The 18944-nt window shown below is 66.1% G+C and carries 17 protein-coding genes; 7 read left to right on the top strand and 10 right to left on the bottom strand.

Annotation, left to right across the window (positions count from 1 at the left end; all coding sequences use genetic code 11):
* The first annotated feature begins 188 nt into the window (after window positions 1-188).
* A complete protein-coding gene (locus tag GGQ64_RS10195; RefSeq protein ID WP_246422563.1) occupies window positions 189-2255 on the top strand; it encodes a mechanosensitive ion channel family protein in 2067 nt (688 codons plus the stop codon).
* Between the two features lie 119 nt (window positions 2256-2374).
* Here GGQ64_RS10195 and GGQ64_RS10200 read toward each other — a convergent pair whose 3' ends face one another.
* The 10 genes from GGQ64_RS10200 to tsaD form a co-directional block, all read right to left on the bottom strand.
* Window positions 2375-3229 carry an RNA polymerase factor sigma-32 gene (locus GGQ64_RS10200; RefSeq protein WP_183803140.1) on the bottom strand — a complete coding sequence of 285 codons (855 nt, stop codon included), beginning with the start codon at window positions 3227-3229 and terminating at the stop codon, window positions 2375-2377.
* 376 nt (window positions 3230-3605) lie between these two features.
* Entirely contained in the window at window positions 3606-4175 is a 570-nt protein-coding gene (locus tag GGQ64_RS10205) for a CarD family transcriptional regulator (RefSeq protein ID WP_112595444.1), read from the bottom strand.
* Window positions 4176-4548: 373 nt separating this feature from the next.
* Complete coding sequence (gene fdxA, locus GGQ64_RS10210; RefSeq protein ID WP_183803143.1) at window positions 4549-4887, bottom strand: ferredoxin FdxA; 339 nt, start codon at window positions 4885-4887, stop codon at window positions 4549-4551.
* Between the two features lie 193 nt (window positions 4888-5080).
* A complete protein-coding gene (locus tag GGQ64_RS10215; RefSeq protein ID WP_183803146.1) occupies window positions 5081-5515 on the bottom strand; it encodes an RNA-binding S4 domain-containing protein in 435 nt (144 codons plus the stop codon).
* A gap of 4 nt (window positions 5516-5519) precedes the next feature.
* The gene (locus GGQ64_RS10220; protein ID WP_183804237.1) at window positions 5520-8771 is read right to left on the bottom strand and encodes a helicase-related protein; all 3252 of its coding nucleotides are present in this window, start codon (window positions 8769-8771) and stop codon (window positions 5520-5522) included.
* 406 nt (window positions 8772-9177) lie between these two features.
* Window positions 9178-9825, bottom strand: a complete 648-nt coding sequence (locus GGQ64_RS10225; protein WP_183803149.1) for a 50S ribosomal protein L11 methyltransferase — start codon at window positions 9823-9825, stop codon at window positions 9178-9180.
* A 13-nt stretch (window positions 9826-9838) separates the two neighbouring features.
* Window positions 9839-10270, bottom strand: coding sequence for an EVE domain-containing protein (locus GGQ64_RS10230; protein ID WP_183803151.1), 432 nt, complete (start codon window positions 10268-10270; stop codon window positions 9839-9841).
* A gap of 5 nt (window positions 10271-10275) precedes the next feature.
* On the bottom strand, window positions 10276-10569 hold the full coding sequence (locus tag GGQ64_RS10235) for a YciI-like protein (protein ID WP_183803154.1): 294 nt from the start codon (window positions 10567-10569) through the stop codon (window positions 10276-10278).
* Between the two features lie 16 nt (window positions 10570-10585).
* Window positions 10586-11578 carry an NAD(P)H-dependent glycerol-3-phosphate dehydrogenase gene (locus GGQ64_RS10240; RefSeq protein WP_183803157.1) on the bottom strand — a complete coding sequence of 331 codons (993 nt, stop codon included), beginning with the start codon at window positions 11576-11578 and terminating at the stop codon, window positions 10586-10588.
* The gene (gene tsaD, locus GGQ64_RS10245; RefSeq protein ID WP_183803160.1) at window positions 11575-12669 is read right to left on the bottom strand and encodes a tRNA (adenosine(37)-N6)-threonylcarbamoyltransferase complex transferase subunit TsaD; all 1095 of its coding nucleotides are present in this window, start codon (window positions 12667-12669) and stop codon (window positions 11575-11577) included. The genes GGQ64_RS10240 and tsaD overlap by 4 nt, the downstream gene beginning before the upstream one ends.
* Window positions 12670-12742: 73 nt before the next feature.
* Between tsaD and hemC the strand changes: the two genes are divergently transcribed.
* From hemC to GGQ64_RS10275, 6 genes are all read left to right on the top strand, one after another.
* On the top strand, window positions 12743-13672 hold the full coding sequence (gene hemC / locus GGQ64_RS10250) for a hydroxymethylbilane synthase (protein WP_183803163.1): 930 nt from the start codon (window positions 12743-12745) through the stop codon (window positions 13670-13672).
* Window positions 13672-14400: a uroporphyrinogen-III synthase gene (locus GGQ64_RS10255; RefSeq protein ID WP_183803198.1), complete on the top strand. Its 729-nt coding sequence runs from the start codon at window positions 13672-13674 to the stop codon at window positions 14398-14400. Before hemC ends, GGQ64_RS10255 begins: the two co-directional genes overlap by 1 nt.
* 101 nt (window positions 14401-14501) lie before the next feature.
* On the top strand, window positions 14502-15905 hold the full coding sequence (locus GGQ64_RS10260) for a COG4223 family protein (RefSeq protein ID WP_183803201.1): 1404 nt from the start codon (window positions 14502-14504) through the stop codon (window positions 15903-15905).
* 14 nt (window positions 15906-15919) lie between these two features.
* Window positions 15920-17533, top strand: a complete 1614-nt coding sequence (locus GGQ64_RS10265; RefSeq protein ID WP_183803204.1) for a heme biosynthesis protein HemY — start codon at window positions 15920-15922, stop codon at window positions 17531-17533.
* 55 nt (window positions 17534-17588) lie between these two features.
* A complete protein-coding gene (locus tag GGQ64_RS10270; RefSeq protein ID WP_183803207.1) occupies window positions 17589-18074 on the top strand; it encodes a tellurite resistance TerB family protein in 486 nt (161 codons plus the stop codon).
* A gap of 131 nt (window positions 18075-18205) precedes the next feature.
* The gene (locus GGQ64_RS10275) at window positions 18206-18928 is read left to right on the top strand and encodes a glutamine amidotransferase (protein WP_183803210.1); all 723 of its coding nucleotides are present in this window, start codon (window positions 18206-18208) and stop codon (window positions 18926-18928) included.
* Window positions 18929-18944 lie beyond the last annotated feature (16 nt).

The following is an 18944-nucleotide window of genomic DNA, read 5'->3' on the forward strand; positions in this document are numbered from 1 at the left end:
GAAGCAGTCGCGCAAAGGTGTTCAGCGGTTTCGCGCTCGATCTGCTTCAGGCTTCATCGCTTCGGAACCGCTCGCCACGATTGCGCCATCTTTCGGCGCGCCCCCGTAAATGCTAGTTAGGTACGACCGTTTTCAATCGACGGCAGGCGGAATGACATTTCGTGGGTCCGCAAGTTGGCTGGGGTCCTATGCCGAAGTTTCCCGCATATCTTCTGTCGCTCATCGTTTCGATGTTCCTGCTGACGCTCGCTCCCATGGCAGCGGCACAAACGGCACCGGCTACCGGCGGCGCCGCGCAAGCGTCCCAGTCGAGCGCTCCGCCGCCGGAAAAGATCGCCGAGCTCATCAAGCTCCTGGACGATCCCGACGTCAGGAACTGGATCCAGAGCCGCCCCGCCGACGCAACCGCGGAGGCTCAGCGGGAAGCGACGCTGGAGGTCGAAAGCCTTGAGGCGGAGGCACGGTCCCGCTTCCATGCGCTGCGCGCCGCCTTGCCCAGGGTCCATTCCGAGATCGCCGCGGCCGCAGCCAGGGTACACCAGCAGGCAAGCGAACGCGGCTTCGCCCCGGCGCTGTTCCTGGTGCTCGGCATCGTCTGCGTCGGCGCGGTGATCGAATGGCTGTTCCGCAGGGCGGCTTCCAGGGCCAAGTTCCAGAGCGCGGTCCTGACCCGGGCCTATGTCGAATTCGGCCCCTTGATCGTGTTCACGGTCGTAGCGACGCTGATCTTCATGGCCATCGACTGGCCGCCGCTCGTCCGCGTCGTCGTTCTCTATGCGTTGCTGGCGGTCATCGCCTACCGCCTGTTCATGGGCCTCTGCCGTCTCTCTCTGGAAACGGGCGGCATGACCCAATTCCAGTATGCGCGCATCCGGATCTTCGCGGCGGTGTTCACCTTGGGGTTTGCCCTGTGGGCCATGTGCCGGCGGCTGGGGGTCGACAGCGATGTCCGGGCGGACATCGTCTACCTGTTCTCGGCAGCGCTTTTCCTGATCGCGCTGGAAGCCATCTGGAGGCGCCCGGCAGACCGCAACGGCAATCCCCCCACCCGGGCGACCAACATCCTCGCGTCGCTCTACCTGGTGCTGCTCTGGCTGCTGTGGTGCATCAATTTCACCGGCCTGTTCTGGATCGGCATCTACGCAGTCGTCCTGCCCAGGCTGCTGTCGGGCGCCGATCGCGTCACCCGCGCCTTCGCCCTGACGCGCTGGAACGAGGACAACGCGAACACGCCCCGGATGGTGCTGCTCCTCAGGGGGGTGCGCGCCATCATCATCGTGCTGGCGCTCGGATGGCTCGGACTGACCTGGCATTACAATCCGAACATCATCGCAAGAGACAACCCGTACCTCCAGACGCTGGTCTACGGCGTATTCAAGAGCGCCGTCGTGCTCCTGATCGTCGATCTCGCATGGCAACTGGCGAAGTCGTATATCGACCGCAAGCTGACGCCGGCGGCCGACGAACTTTCCGTTTCGGCCGACGAGGCGGCCCGGCGCGCACGGCTGCGAACGCTTCTTCCCATCTTCCGAAATGCCCTGGCGGCGGTACTGATCTGCATCGCGGCGATGACCATCCTTGCCGAAATGGGCGTCCAGATCGGCCCCCTGATCGCGGGCGCCGGCATCTTCGGCGTCGCCATCGGCTTCGGATCGCAAACGCTCGTCAAGGATATCGTCAGCGGCGTCTTCTACCTGATGGACGATGCGTTCCGCGTGGGCGAATGGATCGAGAGCGGCAGCTACAACGGTGTCGTGGAATCCTTCAGCCTGCGCTCGATCCGGCTGCGGCATCACCGCGGATCTGTGTTCACCGTGCCCTTCGGCGAGTTGGGCGCGATCCGCAACGGCAGCCGCGACTGGACCGTCGACAAGTTCCGCGTCCGGGTACCGTTCAAGACCGATATCGCCAAGGTCGGCAAGCTGGCCAAGGAGATCGGCAAGCAGCTCCAGGAGGATCCGGAACTCGGGCCGCATATCATCAAGACCCTGAAGATGAAGGGCGTCGAGCAGATCGGCGAATTCGGAATCGAGATCAGCTTCGGCTTCACCGCAAAACCGGACGGCGAACAGACCGCCATCCGGCGGCGCGCCTACACCATGATCACCCAGGCCTTTGCGGAAAACGACATCTCGTTTGCCCAGCCGACGTTCCAGGTGGGCGGAGAGGAAAAGGAGGCGGCGGCGGCGGCGATGTACAAGCGGCAGGCCGATGCCGCGGCCCTGGCCGCGGCAGCCGAGGGCGGCAAGGAATAGGCCTGACCGCGGGAAGGCGCAGCCTTTCCCATCGACGGGCATATTCGAATGCAATCCGCCCTTGGACGTGGCGCGCCACACGGCGCGCCGAGCCCAGTTCGAGATTTCAGGCTGCGATGTCAGGCGAAAGCGGGCGATGCTTCGCAAAGCGCGATGCGCAGTTTCTCCATGGCCCGGTTTTCGATCTGGCGAACGCGCTCCTTGGAAATCCCGAGGTCGGCGCCGAGCTCCTCCAGCGTCGAACTGCTGTCGGCAAGCCTCCTGGCGCGGATGATCTTCATCTCGCGCTCGTTCAGCCGTTCCAGCGCCCCATGCAGCCATTTCCGGCGGCGCTCGCCATCGATCATCTCCGTGACTTCCTCGTCCGGAAGGGGAGCGTCGCTTGCGAGAAAGTCGATATGGCTGGCGCCACCTTCCTCGCCCCCGGAGACCGGCGCCTGCAGCGAGACGTCGGATGCGGCAAGGCGCGCATCCATGTTGCGCACGTCGGCCGGGCTGACCTTCAGCGCGGTGGCGATCTCGCGGTAGACGGATTCGGAGGTGAGATGGGCATCGCCCCGGGCGATGCGGGCCCGCAGCCGGCGCAGGTTGAAGAACAGCGCCTTTTGCGCCGAACTCGTGCCGCCGCGCACGATCGACCAGTTGCGCAGGACGTAGTCCTGGATGGAGGCACGGATCCACCAGGTCGCATAGGTGGAGAAGCGAACCTCGCGCTCCGGCTCGAAGCGGGCCGCCGCCTCTAGCAGGCCGATATAACCCTCCTGCAGCAGGTCGTTGAACGGCAGGCCGAAATTGCGGAAGCGCGCGGCGAGCGAAATCACCAGGCGCATATGGGCCATGGCGATGCGATTGCGGGCTTCCTGGTCATGATCCTTGCGCCATGCGAAAGCGAGCGCCTGCTCCTCTTCGCGCTCGAGATAGGGAGCCGACATTGCGATCTTGATCATGCGACGGTCTGCGGCGGTGGTAGCCATGGGCGTCTCCCCTGAGCCGGGATTGAAAGGATCCATGGTCAACATGACCAGGGTATTCACCTGACAATGCATGCGTCTGCGAGATCTTCGCGGCGGCAGAACTGACCCTGGTCAAACGGACCGTCGGTCGACCGCACGAGGACATGCTATACTGCTCGAGAGCCGCGAGCGAGTGGCAATCTTCATATCGTTAGGCTTGCGGCCCGGATTGTACGTTCCGCCTGTGCGGACGGTGTGCTTGGGACAAAACAACATATAGCAGACGCACCAGCATGGATTGTCATTCGCCCTGAACGTGCGTGCGGGATGAAAGTTCCAATAAAAAACCCGGCTGGAGGCCAGCCGGGTTGAATTTTTCGATAGGGAGGATACCTCGTCAGGCGGCCTCGTCCTGGGCGTCGTCCTCTTCGATGGCCTTGCCGCGCTTGGGACCCTTGTTCAGGTTGGTCTCGACAAGGCGCACGGCTTCGGTTTCGGACATCTTGTTGACGGCGGCGATCTCCCGGGCCATGCGGTCGAGCGCGGCTTCATAGAGCTGGCGCTCGGAATAGGACTGCTCCGGCTGGTTCTCGGCGCGATAGAGATCGCGAACCACTTCTGCAATCGAGATCAGGTCGCCGGAATTGATCTTGGCATCATATTCCTGCGCGCGGCGCGACCACATGGTGCGCTTGACGCGGGCCTTGCCCTGAACGACCTTCAACGCGCGATCGACGAAATCGGTTTCGGAAAGCTTGCGCATGCCGATGGAAACAGCCTTTGCGACCGGAACCTTCAGGCGCATCTTGTCTTTCTCGAAATCGATGACAAAAAGCTCGAGCTTCATGCCGGCGACTTCCTGTTCCTCGATGGCGACGATCTGGCCGACACCGTGAGCCGGATAGACGATCGATTCGCCGGTCTTGAAACCGTGACGCGTGGAAGACTTCTTCTGCTGGGTCGTCATTCTATTCAAATACTCCCTGTAACGCTCCCGGCATGGCCGGGGCCGGGTCAAGAAGGCCCGGGAAAGACGGAGACACCGTCCGGGTGGCACCATTTCTGGTCCGTCCAACAAGGCACAAACGAATGCGATGGCACATCACGGAACGGCAACGACGACGTTGCCTATAGGGGTGAGCGGCACCTTTGGGATCGTTTGCTTTCGTGGTGGTGTTCGGGCACACCAAGTGCCTCAACGTGGATCAGTGTTGCGACCCTACCACAAAAAAGTGCCGAAATCAATAATTTGCTTCGCATGGGTCATCAAGCCTGCCCTATCCCCTTTCGGGCAGACCTGACCGGTTTTCCCCAATTCGAGCGACGCGGCCGCGACGGCGTCAGTCGCCCTGGCCGGGTTCGGCGGAGAAGTACTTCTCGTACTTGCCTTCCTCGCCGTCATAGGCTTTCGCGTCGGGCATCTCGTCTTTCTTGACCGTGATATTCGGCCAGACCTGCGCAAAATCGGCGTTGATCTTCAACCACTTGTCGAGCCCCGGCTCCGTATCCGGCTTGATCGCCTCGGCAGGACATTCGGGCTCGCAGACGCCGCAATCGATGCATTCGTCGGGATGGATCACCAGGAAGTTCTCGCCCTCGTAGAAGCAGTCCACCGGGCAGACCTCGACACAGTCCGTATATTTGCAGCGAATGCAATTGTCGGTCACGACGTACGTCATGAGTTACTCCAGCGAAATTCCAGTCCGAAGGACGGTCGGCCGTCACTTCCGCCGGACAGGCCGGCGCAGGTGGAGGAACGCACCACGCAAACGGCGCTGATCCCGGTCCCGCCCATGGGTTCGACGTAGCGACTTTGATCCGCGTTTGCAAGGACAAACCATGCGCGAAATCAAGGCCGGGAGGGACAGTTTTCTATTCGTCCGGAGGATCGAAACGACCGCGCAGGGCATCCGTTTCCCGCCGCTCCCGCTTGGTCGGGCGACCGGTGCCGCGCTCGCGCGTCACCTGCTCGAACAGGTTGCGCCGATCGCGTGGCGGCGCTGGCGGCGTCAGGTCCTCGTAGAGCGTGCGCGCCTCTTCGTAGGGCCCGCGCCGCACGCCCGGAAGCAGCACCTTCACGACGAGATCCTGCCGGTCGAGAGACAGGATGATCGTGTCACCCGGCTTCACGTTGAAGGAAGGTTGCCGAACGGGCTGTCCGTTGACGGTGATATCGCCCTGTTCGACGGACTTGGCAGCGAGCGTGCGGGACTTGCGAAGGCGGGCGAAAAACAACCACTTGTCGATGCGCTGGCGTCCCTGACCCGGCTCGCGCTCGCTTGATGGCTGGTCTCGCCCGTCCGCCATGTCCCTACTTCTTCATCTGCTCCTTCAGGGCAGCCAGCTTGGCAAAGGGCGAATCCGGATCGATCGGCTTCTCCTTGCGCGGCGGCCGCGCCTCGAACTTGGCAGGCTTGCCGCCACGATCGTCGTGCTGCGGGCGGTCGTTGCGCTCGTTCCGGTCCGGTCGGCCGCCCTGCGGCTTTCCGTCGCGGCCCTTGGCGAACTCGGGGCGCCCGCCCTGCCGCGGAGCGTCGCGACGGTCTCCATCGCGCCTGTCGCCATCCTGGCGTCCGCCGGGCTTCTGTCCCCGGTCGCCGCGGCGCTCACCCTGTCCGCGTTCGCCCTGGCCACGCTCGCCATGCCCGCGCTGGCCCTGGCGGGCATTGTCGGTGCGATCGTTGCGGCCGCCTGGACGCCAGAGGAGAACCGGGCGGACTTCCGCCGGCGCCTCGCCCTCGGACGCGGCAGCAGCGGCCACCGTTTCGGCTCCGGTATCAGCCACCGGTTCAACTCCGGCATCGGCCACCGTCTCAGTGCCGGCCTCGGCAGCGGCTGGCTCGGCAGCAGCCGCCTCCGGTTCCGTGCTTTCGGCCTCGCCAACAGGCGCTGCTTCGACGGCAGCCGTTGCTTCGGGCTCGACCGGCGTCTCGGCTACGGCCGGCGCTTCGGGTGCGGCCGCTTCTTCGGTTACAGCCGGCGCTTCTGTTGCGGTCGTTTCGCCTTCCGCGTCGGCTTCGTCCGCCGCTGCGGAAGCAACCTCGCCGGACACTTCGGCCGCGGCTGGGACATCGCTCTCCGCCTTGGGCGCGAGCTTGGCGTCCTCAGCTGCCAGGAACGTAGCAGCGTCCTCGGCCTTCACGCTGTCGGCGCGATAGCCGAGCCCCTTGAGGATCTCTTCCATGTCGTCGGGCGTAGCACCGAGGATCGAGAGCATCGACGTCGTGGCGGTGAAGCGGCGACCGTCATAAGCACCATCCGGACGCGGTGCAGAACCCGGCTTCCACTGCAGCAGCGGACGGATCAGGTCCGCCAGCCGCTCCAGGATGTCGATACGCACGGCACGCTTGCCGAGGAAGCGGAAGCCAGCCAGCTTGTAGAACATGCGCTCGAAGGCCGGATCGGTGACGATCGAGGTGCGCCCCGCTGCCAGCGCCGGGATCAGTTCACCGTAGCCTGGCTTGTCCAGGCCATCGTTCTTGAGCGCCCAGAGCAGCGTGATCAGCTCGGCCGGAGCAGGCTTCAGAAGCGCCGGCATGAAGATATGGTAGGCGCCGAAGCGGATGCCGTGTTTGCGGATCGACGAGCGCGCCTCCTGGTCGAGCGATTTCACGTCGTCGGCAACGTCGCGGCGGAACAGCACGCCGAGGGCCTCGACCAGCTGGAACGCGAGCCCCTTGGCCATTCCCTGCAGATCCTCTGCGCGCGAGAGATCGTCGAGCGGCTTGAGCACGGTGGCGATATGATGATTGACGAAGCGCTCGATGCGCGCGGCGACGTGGTCGCGCGCGTTTCCGGTCAACTGCTCGTCGGCAAGAAGGATGACGCGCGGGCGCATGATGTGCTCGCTCGCGGCAAGACGCGCGACCGGTTCGCCGAGCCAGCGCACGGTTCCGTCCGATCCGACGGCGAGATCGCTGTTGCCGGCCGCATGAAGCCGGGCGGCGCGCGCCTCGAACTCCAGCGCAAGCGCCTTCTGGGCGGCACCCTGCACCGCCTTCGCATCGGGACCTTCCGTGCCCGAAGCAAGCGTAAACCGGAATCCGGCCAACTGTCCCACATGATGCCCTTCGACGAAGACATCACCATTCACACTGATTTCGGCTTCCAGCATCGCATTCTCTCTCAGGCGCTTCATGAGCACAGATGTCCTGCGATCAACAAAGCGTTTCGTCAACCTTTCATGTAACGCGTCGGACAATCGGTCTTCGATTTCCCGCGTCTTTTCCTGCCAGTGTGTCGGATCGGCCAACCAGTCCGGCCGATTCGAGACATAGGTCCAGGTCCTTATCTGGGCGATTCGTGCCGAAAGCGTGTCAATCTCGCCATCGGTGCGATCGGCCCGCCGCACCTGCTCGGCGAGGAAGTCCTCGTTCACCGTACCCCGCCGGACAAGATCGGCATAGAGGGTAGAGATCAGATCGGCGTGCTGCGCTGGCGCGATCCGGCGATAGTCCGGCAAGGCGCAGGCCTCCCACAGCTTCTCTACCCGCTCCGGCGCCGTCGCCATGTCCTTGATGTCCGGGTAGCGCGCCAGGTGCTCCAGGGCCTGCTGGTCCACGGCCGGAAGCGCGCGCGCGAGGCCGGAAATCGCCGGCGGCGCATCGAGGCTCGCCTTCAGGGTGGCGATGGAAGTGAAGTCCAGCCGCTTGGATCGCCACTGCAGCACGCGAACGGGATCGAACGCGTGCGCCTCGATCCGCTCGACGAGCTCCGGATCGAACGGATCGACGCGACCCGTCACCCCGAAGGTGCCGTCACGCATGTGCCGGCCGGCACGGCCGGCGATCTGGCCGAGCTCGCCCGGATTGAGGTTGCGGAACTGGTAGCCGTCGAACTTGCGGTCCTGGGCGAAGGCCACGTGGTCGACGTCGAGGTTGAGCCCCATGCCGATCGCGTCCGTGGCAACGAGATATTCGACGTCGCCCTCCTGGTAGAGCCCGACCTGCGCGTTGCGCGTGCGCGGCGAGAGCGCGCCGAGCACCACCGCCGCACCGCCGCGCTGGCGACGGATGAGTTCGGCGATGGCATAGACCTCGTCGGCCGAGAAAGCGACGATGGCAGTGCGCTGCGGCAGGCGCGTGATCTTCTTCGAGCCCGCATAGAAAAGCTGCGACAGGCGCGGCCGCTCGACGACCGTGATGCCCGGAAGCAGATGCTCCAGGATCGGCTTCATCGTCGCCGCGCCCAGAAACAGCGTCTCGTCGCGGCCGCGCAGGTGCAGGATGCGGTCGGTGAAGATGTGGCCGCGCTCAAGATCGCCGGCAAGCTGGACCTCGTCGATCGCCACGAAGGACGCCCGCGTCTCCCGCGGCATCGCCTCGACCGTACAGACGGAATAGCGCGCCATATGCGGCGTGATCTTCTCCTCGCCGGTGATCAGCGCGACGTTGTGAGGACCGACCTTCTCGACCAGGCGCGTATAGACCTCGCGTGCCAGAAGGCGCAGCGGCAGGCCGATCACGCCCGTCTCATGCGCCACCATGCGTTCGATTGCGTAATGGGTCTTGCCGGTATTGGTCGGTCCGAGCACCGCGGTAACACCGCGGCCGCTCAATATCATCGGTGCAGCGTTCAAGGCATGCCTCGGAGAGTATCGATCATTCGGCGCCGGTCATCGCCCGCGCGCCGGCAACACAAATGCCCATCGTCGCGCAGGATGGCAAGTGCGGCCGGCGAATTGGCGATCGTTTCACCGGGATTTCCGGGCTCTGCGGCGCAGTTTGGAACACCTTGCGAACGAATCGGAGACGAAACGACGACTCGTTCGGATTCAGGTTTTGTTCCCTACAAGATGTTGGTTTTCCAGTACCTTGCCCCACCATATGCTGAATCTCGGCCACAAGCTGACCGAGTCAGGCGATCGGGGCACAACCGCACGCCAAAATGCTGTAAAGCCCCACCAGGAAATATGGTTAAGATTCTTTTCCGCGCTGCCCGGCCACCAAAACAGGCCATCACCGTTCGGCTCATGGGAGGAACCGCCACACCGTCGTCCGCTTGACCTCGCTGTCTTCCAAGGCGCGCGTTACCGCCACCTCATAGGTCGCAAGCGGTTCCATCCGCTCTTTCGGACAATAGGAGCGCCCCGGATCGCCGACCAGCACGGCGGCGCCCCGCGCAGCCAGGCTACGAAACCACGGGACCAGAGATCGGGCGAAAGCGTTGTCGTAGAAGACATCGCCGGCCAGCACCACGTCCCAGCCACGGTCGGTCCCGATCAGGTCCTGCCGCTCGAAATCCAACTCGACCTCGTTCAGGTCGGCGTTTAGCCGCACGGCAGTCTCCGTCCACGGATCGATGTCGGCCGCCAGCACGCGCGCAGCACCCGCGCGACAGGCCGCGATCGCCACGAGGCCGGAGCCGCTCGCGAAATCGAGGACGCTGCGGCCGCTGACCACGTCGGGATGATCGAGAACGTAGCGGGCAAGCCCCTGCCCGCCGGCCCAGGCAAACGCCCAGAACGGCGGCGGCAGCCCGATCGCCTCCAGTTCCTCCTCCGTCTTCAGCCAGAGGTCGTGCGCCTCGGTCGCCAGTCGCAACCTGATCTCCGGCACGTGCGGCGGCGACAGGATCGACGTGTTGTCGACGATGAAGCGCTCCGGATCGGTCTTCACGGGTCTGAGCCGGTCAGCGCGGCGGCTTGTCGAGCCCGCCCATGCGGCAGACCTCGATCCATTCGTCATCCGTCACCGGCTGGACGGACAGGCGCATGGAGGTGACCAGCGACATCTTCTCCAGTTTCGGGTTCGCCTTGATATCCTTCAGCGAGACGGGATTCGGCAGGTCGCGGACGGCGCGGATGTCGACGCAGTCCCAGCGCGGATCGTCGCCGGCCGTCGAGTCAGGGTGCGAGAGCGCGCAGACCTCGGTGATGCCGACGATCTCCAGCCCCTCGTTGGAATGGTAGAAGAAGCCCTTGTCGCCGATCTGCATGGCGCGCATGTTGTTGCGCGCCAGGTAGTTTCGCACCCCGGTCCACTCGGTGCCCTTCTCGCCCGCATCCTTCTGCATCTGCCAGGACCACTTGGAGGGCTCCGATTTGTAAAGCCAGTGGGCCATTCGCCTCAAGCCTCCGGATTGTTGAAGGTCCAGGTCCAGGGCTTCACCTCGACGCTGGCGAAGACGCCCGCCTTGGCATAGGGATCGGCCTCGCCGAGCGCGCGGGCGGCCTCGACGCTGTCGGCCTTCAACACCACGAGGCTGCCGTTCGGCTTGCCGTCCGCATCGAGGAACGGACCGGCAAATGCGAGCTTGCCCTCCTCGTTGAGCTTCGTCAGGTGGGCGACGTGTTCGGGCCGGGTGTCCAGCCGCAGTTGCAGAGCGCCCGGCTTGTCGGTGCAGAGAAGAGCAAAAAGCATCGCTATGTCCTTTCCTTCAGAATTCCTGGGTGATCGGTCGTGTCATCAGCCTGCCGATCGCGGTCGCAAGATCCAGCTTGCCGTCGATGATCGCGGCGACCGCATCGGTGATCGGCATGTCTATGTTTCGTTCGGCCGCGACCCTCGACGCGACGCCGGCGGCAAACGCACCCTCCACGAGGTCTCCCGACCAGCCATCCGCATTGCCATGGCGGCCGAGCTCGATGCCGAACCGCAGGTTGCGCGACTGGTGGCTGGTGCCGGTGAGCACGAGATCGCCGAGGCCCGAGAGCCCCGTCACCGTCGCCGCGTCGCCGCCGTGATCGGCGACGAAGCGCGACATCTCCGCCAGGCCGCGCGAGATCAGCGCCGCGCGGGCGGAATCGCCGAGCCCGGCGCCCTCGACGATGCCGCAGGCGATCGCCAGTACGTTCTTGAGCGCGCCGCCGAGTTGCACACCGATCCGGTCGCCCGAGGGATAGAGGCGGAAGGTCGGCCCGGACAGGGCCTGCGCCAGCGACGCGGCCGTCTCCAGCGCGGCAGCCGCGATCACCATCGCCGTCGGCAGCCCGCGCGCAATGTCTGCGGCAAAGCCGGGACCGGAGAGCACGGCAACATGCTGGCGCGGCAGTTCTTCCGCCAGCACATCGGTCAGCAGCCGGCCGCTGGCCTTCTCCATGCCCTTGGCACAGACGACGACGGCGGCCTCGTCCGACAGATGGGGTGCGAGGTCGCGCGCAGCCGCCCCCTGCGCCTGCGAGGGCATGGCAAAGAGCACGATCGGCGCATCCTTCAGGACGTGCGGGTCCGCAGTCGCCTCCAGCCCAGCCGAAAGCGTGATCCCCGGAAGGGCTGGCTCGTTGCGGCGCGTCGATGTGATCTCCGCGACCGTCTCCGTCCGTCGCGCAAGCAGCGTGACGCGGCTATCGCCGGTCTCGGCTATGACGGTTGCAAGTGCCGTGCCGAAGGCGCCGGCTCCCACCACGACGACATGCGGGCCGGTCGTCATGCCTTCGCCCCCCGCTTGCCGGAGCCGAGCATTGCCGCAGCTTCCGCATCGAGCGGCCAACGTGAGCGGGGTGAAACCGACAGATCGTCGGGCGACAGGCCGCAGGCCATTCGCTCCAGCCCCGCCCAGGCGATCATCGCCGCATTGTCGGTGCAAAGCGCAAGCGGCGGGGCGACGAACCTGAACCGGTTCCGGTCGCAAAGCTCCTGCAGCGTCGCCCGCAGGACCCTGTTGGCGGCGACGCCGCCGGCGACGACCAGCGCGGGCTGGGTGACATCGGGGAACGTCTGCCGGAAGCGCTCGAGCCCGCGTCCGATGCGGTCCTTCAGCGTGCGCGATACGGCCCTCTGGAACGAGGCGCAGATATCGGCGATGTCCTGTTCGCTCACCGGCTCGATCGATTGGGCTGCCTGGCGCACGGCGGTCTTCAGTCCGGAGAAGGAGAAGTCGAGCCGCTTCTCGCCGACAAGCGGCCGCGGAAAGGTGAACCGGCCCGGATCGCCCGTCGCAGCCGCCCTCTCCACCGCAGGCCCGCCCGGATAGGGAAGGCCGAGCAGCTTCGCCGTCTTGTCGAAGGCCTCGCCCAGCGCATCGTCTATCGTCGTGCCCCAGCGCTCGTAGTCGCCGACGCCGCGCACCAGCACGAGTTGCGTGTGGCCGCCGGAGACGAGCAGCATCAGGTAGGGAAAGGAAAGCCCGTCGGTCAGCCGCGCCGTCAGCGCATGCCCCTCCAGATGATTGACAGCATAGAGCGGCTTGCCCTTGGCGCGCGCGATCGCCTTGCCGGTCATCAGCCCGACGATCAGTCCGCCGATCAGGCCCGGCCCGCTTGTCGCCGCGATGGCATCCACGTCGTCCAGCGTCTTGCCGGCGCGCGAAAGCGCCTGGCCGATCAGTTCGTCCAGCGCTTCGACATGGGCCCGGGCCGCAATTTCGGGCACGACGCCGCCATAAGCGCTATGCTCTTCCAGCTGGCTCAACACCACGTCGCCGAGGATCGTGCCGCGACCGGTCTCATCCCGTGCGACGACGGCTGCTGCGGTCTCGTCGCAGCTCGTTTCGATGCCGAGGATGGTCAGGTGGGACGACATGAAGCACGCTGGTTGATTGCGATGGTGGCAAAAGCCGGTTACGAGAGCTTCCGGTAACAACGGATCACGGTGGATGCAAACAAAACCTTTCAGGATCGGGACCCGTGGCAGCCCGCTGGCGCTGGCGCAGGCGCACGAGACGCGTGCGCGCCTGATGGCGGCCCACGGCCTGCCCGAAGACATGTTCGAGATCGTGGTCCTGTCGACCAAGGGCGACCGCATCACCGATCGCGCCCTGTCGGAGATCGGCGGCAAGGGCCTCTTCACCGAGGAGATCGAGGCGCAGCTCTTTTCCGGCGATCTCGACTTCGCCGTGCACTCGACCAAGGACATGGCGACGCGCCTGCCGGACGGCCTCGAGCTCGCAGCCTTCCTTCCGCGCGAAGACCCTCGCGATGCCTTCGTCGGACGGACGGCACCGACGCTCCTCGAATTGCCGCAGGGTGCGACGGTCGGCTCCGCCTCGCTGCGGCGGCAGGCGCAACTGCGAAGGCTTCGCCCGGATCTCAACGTCATCGTCTTCCGCGGGCAGGTCGACACGCGGCTGCGCAAGCTGGCCGACGGCGAGGCCGATGCGACGCTGCTTGCCTATGCCGGCCTGAAGCGGATCGCCAAGGAGCATGTGGCGACACAGATCCTCGATCCGGAGCTCTTTCTCCCCGCTCCGGCGCAGGGCGCGATCTGCGTCGAGGCCCGCGTCGGCGATCGCCGCATCGCCGATCTGCTCGCCACGATCAACGATCCCTTGACCAGCGAGGCGGTCACCTGCGAACGCAGTTTCCTGGCCGTGCTGGACGGCTCCTGTCGCACGCCGATTGCCGGCTACGCCGTCTCCGAGGGCGGCCGCATCCGCTTCCGGGGCATGATCCTCACCCCCGACGGCTCGCGCTGTCATGAGACGACGATCGAGGGCGCATCCTCCGACGCAGCCGAACTCGGCGCCAAAGCCGGCCACACGGTGCGTGCGGCCGCCGGAACCGGCTTCTTCGACGGGTGGACCTGATGAGGGTTCTGGTCGTCCGTCCCCAAGCCTCGGCGGAAAAAACTGCAGCAAAACTCAAGGCCCTCCATCACACGCCCGCGATCCTGTCCCTCGTTGTCCCCGTCCATGACACGGACGCCGCGACCGAGGGGCTCGCGCGGCGGCACTCGGCGATCGCGATCACGAGTGCGGAGGTTGCGAACGTCCTTCGCTCGATCGGCGGCGAACTCGACCGCCACCTGCTCACCACCGTCTTCGCCGTCGGCCGCGCCACGGCGCGCGCGGCGACGGAGGCGGGTTTTCGCACGGTGCTTGTGGCCGAGGGCAGCGACGGAAACAGTCTGGCCGACCTGATCGTCCGCCACAGGCAGGACTTCGGCGTGCCGCCCGAACCGCTCCTCTACCTGGCCGGCACGCCCCGGTCGCAACAGTTCGAAGCCCGGCTCGATGCGGCCGGCGCGGCATACGAGACGGTGGAATGCTACCGCATGGAGCCGACACGGCCGAAGCGCTCGATACTGAAGCCGCTGATCGTCGACGAAAAGCCGGATGCCGTGCTGTTCTATTCACGCGAGTCGGCCCGTCACTTCTTCGAGCTGCCGCTGGTCACCGAATACCTGGACAGCTTCGAAAATGCGCTGTTCCTGTGTATCAGCCGCAATGTGGCGGTAATGGTCCCCGAACGCTTCGCCAAATCGGTCGTCGTCTCCGCCACGCCGACGGAGGAAGGTCTTCTCGACCTGCTCTGACGGGTCGCGCCTTCCGGGCACATAAATCGAAGGAAGGGCTTTCCCTGTCGGGCTTCCCTAACTAGGTTTACCGTATCGCATGGGAAAGCAAGGAGGCCTTTATGGAACCGGAAAAGCCGCCACGCCGCAAGAAAGGCGCGACACCCGTGACGATCGACCTGGAAGCGGCGCCCGCAACCGAGGAAGCGAAGACCGCGCCCTCTGTCCCCGGCGACGAGCCGGATGTGGCCGCGGGCGGCACTGACGCTTCCCGGACCGACGCGGCCCCCGACGAAAGGCTCCCCAACCAGGAATCTCCAGAGCAGGTCCCCTCTGAACAAGTGGCCGCTGAGCAAGCAACGACTGCGCAAGTAATCGTTGAACAGGAAACGACCGGTCGGGAACCCTTTTCTTCCGCCGACGAGCCGGCTCCAAAACCCGCCGCTGACACTGGCCCCGCTGCGACAGCGCCCGCTTTCGAGGAGCCGCCGGCGGAAGCCCGCTATGAGCAGCAATTCGAGGCCGCGCCCCCGCCCCATACCCTGCAGCCGCCGAGCAAGTCGGGCGCGTTTGCGGCCGCCATCGTCGGCGGGCTGGTCGCGCTGGCGGGTGCCGGCGCACTGCAATACGGGGGCTACCTGCCCGCGCTCGGACCGGGCGGAAGCTCCGGCGGCGAGCCGGCGGCGATCAGCGCGGAACTGGAAGCGCTGAAATCGCAGGTAAACACCCTCCGGTCGGCCGCGCCTGCGCCCGCAGCCGACCTGCAGCCGATCGAAAGCCGTCTTGCGGCCCTCGAGCAGGCTACCGCGAACCCGGTAGCCGGCGGCGTGGACGAGGCGGCCCAGCAATCGATCGCGACCCTTCAGGCCACCGTCGGCAAGCTGACGGCCGACGTCGCAGCGCTGGGCGACCGCGCGGCTGCCACCGAGCGCGCGGTCTCCGATCAGTCCGCGCAGCTGGCCGAGCGGATCGATGCGGCCGAGCAGAAGCTTGCCGAACCGCGCAACGACGTCGCCATGGCGCGGGCGGTGGCCGCGACGGCATTGAAGACGGCGATCGACCGCGGCGGCCCCTATCTCGCGGAGCTGGAAGCCTATGCCAGCGTCTCGCCGGACGATACGTCCGTTGCCCCCTTGCGTGAGCACGCGCCGACCGGTGTCGCCTCGCGCGCCGACCTGGTGCGCCAGTTCCAGCCGGTCGCCGACCAGATGATCGAGGCCGTGCACCAGCCGACCGGCGAGCAGGGCATCGTCGACCGGCTGCTCGCCAGCGCCTCTTCCGTCATCACCGTGCGGCCCGTCGGCAGCGTCGAGGGCGACAGCCCCGAGGCGATCGTGGCGCGCATCGAAAACAAGCTGCAGAACGGTGACCTCAAGGGCGCCCAGATCGAATGGCAGACCCTGCCGGAAACCGCGCGCAATGCAGGCGCGCCCTTCAAGGCGGAACTCGACCGGAGGATCGCGGTGGAGGACGGCGTCGGCGCCATCGTCTCCGGCGCCATGGCGAAGAACGGCAACCAGGGCTGAGGGGCGCACCGATCATGACAAGACTGCTCTGCTTCGTTCTCCTCGTGCTCGCCCTCGGTCTCGGCTTTGCCTGGCTGGCCGATCGGCCCGGCGAACTGTCTATCATCTGGCAGGGCCAACGCATCGCCATGAGCCTGATGGTCGCCGCCACGATCGCCGTTTCCCTGATGGCGGCGGTGATCTTCGTCTGGTGGCTGCTGCGCGTCGTCCTGACCTCGCCCCATGCGCTTCAGCGCCATTTCCGCGCCCGCAAGCGTGATCGCGGCTACCAGGCGCTGTCGACGGGGCTGATCGCAGCCGGCGCAGGCGATGCCGTCTCCGCCCGCAAGATGCTGTCGCGCGCCAAGGGGCTGATCAGGGCGGACCAGGAGCCGCTGGTCCACCTTCTCGAAGCCCAGGCGGCGCTGATCGAAGGCAACCACGATGAGGCCCGCCGGAAGTTCGAGCTGATGGCCGACGATCCGGAAACGCGCGAACTCGGCCTGCGCGGGCTCTACCTCGAGGCGCGCCGTCTCGGCGCCTCCGAGGCCGCGCGACAGTATGCCGAACGCGCCGCCGAAACCGCTCCGCAGTTGCCCTGGGCGGCCGATGCCGTTCTCGAACAGCACTCGCGAACCGGGGAATGGGACGAGGCGCTGAAGCTCGTCGACCACCACAAGCCGGCCTCCCCCGAGGAGCGCAGGCAGCTCGACCGGCGCAAGGTCGTCCTGCTCACGGCTCGCGCACGCGCGGGGCTGGAAAGCCAGACCGATCCGAAGGCCGCCCGCGACGACGCGCTCGCGGCGCTGAAGATCGACGAGAACTTCATCCCGGCGGGACTGATCGCGGCAAAGGCCTATCTGCGCGAGGGCAACCTGCGCAAGGCATCCAACATTCTCGAGCGGCTATGGAAGGCCAACCCGCATCCCGACGTCGGCCGCCTTTTCGTCCACTCCCGCATCGGCGATTCCGCGCTCGACCGGCTCAAGCGCGCAGAGAAGCTTGAGGCGCTGCATCCGAACAACGCCGAGACGCTCTTCGCCGTGGCCCAGGCGGCCCTCGACGCGCGCCAGTTCGCGGTGGCGCGTCCCAAGGCCGAAGCCGCCGCGAGGCTGGCGCCGAGCGAGCGCACCTTCCTGTTGCTCGCCGACATCGAGGACGCCGATACCGGCGACCAGGGCCGGATCCGCCACTGGATGAACCAGGCGCTGAAGGCGCCGCGCGATCCGGCCTGGACGGCCGACGGCGTGACATCGCCGGAATGGCTTCCCGTCTCGCCGGTCACCGGCAAGCTCGACGCCTTCGAGTGGAAGACGCCGGTCAGCGAATGGCAGGGGCCGATCGAAAACGGCGCGGTCAACTCCGCCGAAGAGGCGATCCGCACGCTGCCACCCGTGGCGATCGCCGACCGGGCCGCTGCGAGCGTACCGGCGAAGAAGCCGGAGCCTGCGGGAGAAATCGCACTGAAGCCCAACGCCGGGACGCAGGCCGTGGAGAGGGCGGGACCGCCGCCTGCGACCACTGCCCGGACCGCACCTGCCGTAGACGAGCCGAAACCCTTCTTCGGCGGCCTGCCGGACGATCCGGGCGTGAAGTCCGAAGTACACAAGGAGGCCGGCACCGCAAGCGGTGGCCTGCGCTTCTTCTAGGAACAGAACCCGGGCTCTGGCCGATCCATTTCACTGCGACATTCCATGGGGCGATATGTTCGAGAAATTGCAGCGTTTCCTTTCCGGTCTCTCAGGCACCGGAAGACAGAATTTCGAGCCGGGGGATCCGCGCGTGGCCGTCATGGCCCTGTGCATCCAGGTCATGGAATCCGACGGCCATGTCCTGGATGCCGAACGCTCCGCGCTCAGGGAACGCTTCCAGGAGCTCTACGGCCTCGATGAAGCCCAGTTCAACGCGCTCGTCGACACGGGCACGGCCGCCGCCAGCGAGGCGATCGACTTCTTCCAGTTCACGTCCGAGCTCAAGCGGCAGCTCACTGACGAACAGAAGGTCGATCTCGTCGGCCTGCTCTGGGAGATCGTCTATGCCGACGGGGACCGCAGCGAGCTCGAGGACCACGCGATCTGGCGGATCGCCGATCTTCTCGGCGTTTCCGGGCGGGAGCGAATCATGAAGCGGCAGGAGGTCGCCGGCCGTCGCGGCGACGGCAACGGAGCCGCCGAAGACCAGGGCGACTGAAGGGATCGGCCTCTCCGGCGGCACGCAATCGGGTGGACAGCAAAGACGGCCTCTGACATTTTGGATTGCATTGCGCGCCCTGCCGGGAAAATGTCGAACTCGGAGGGTCAGCGCGCAGGATAGCCGACGAGATGCTTCAGATACCGCGCAAGCCCGGTCCGAGAGACCGCCCGATCCTCATCGTCCTCCATCAGGAAACGTCCAGTCCCGGCCGCGTCGGCCAGATCCTCCAGCAGGCGGGCTATGGGCTGGACATTCGACGCCCCGTGCTCGACGACCCCCTGCCCGAAACACTCGACGGGCATGCCGGTGCCGTCGTCTTCGGCGGCCCGATGAGCGCCAACGACGACCACCTCGACTACATCAGGCGCGAGATCGACTGGCTGCAGGTGCCGCTTTCCGAAGATCGCCCCTTCCTCGGCATCTGTCTCGGTGCGCAGATGCTCGTGCGCCACCTCGGCGGGGAGGTCGGCCCGCATGTCGACGGCATGACGGAGATCGGCTGGTACCCACTGCAGCCCACCGACGAGGGGCGGGACTTGATGACCTGGCCGTCGATGGTCTACCAGTTCCACCGCGAGGGCTTCACGATTCCCGACGGCGCCACGCTACTGGCCACCGGCGAGCACTATGAGAACCAGGCCTACCGCTACGGCGACAATGCCTGGGGCATGCAGTTCCACGGCGAGCTGACGCTGGCGATGATGCATCGCTGGGTGGTGCACGGGGCCCAGCGCTTCGAACTGCCGGGCGCGCAGGTCGGCAGCGCCCATCTCGACGGCAGGCTGGTGCACGATGCCGCGCTGCGCCAGTGGATGATGGGCTTCCTGGACCGCGTCTTCCACGAGAACTGAGGCAACCGGCTCCCTT

It is taken from the genome of Mycoplana azooxidifex (assembly GCF_014196765.1).
In the GTDB taxonomy this organism is placed as follows: Bacteria; Pseudomonadota; Alphaproteobacteria; order Rhizobiales; family Rhizobiaceae; genus Mycoplana; species Mycoplana azooxidifex.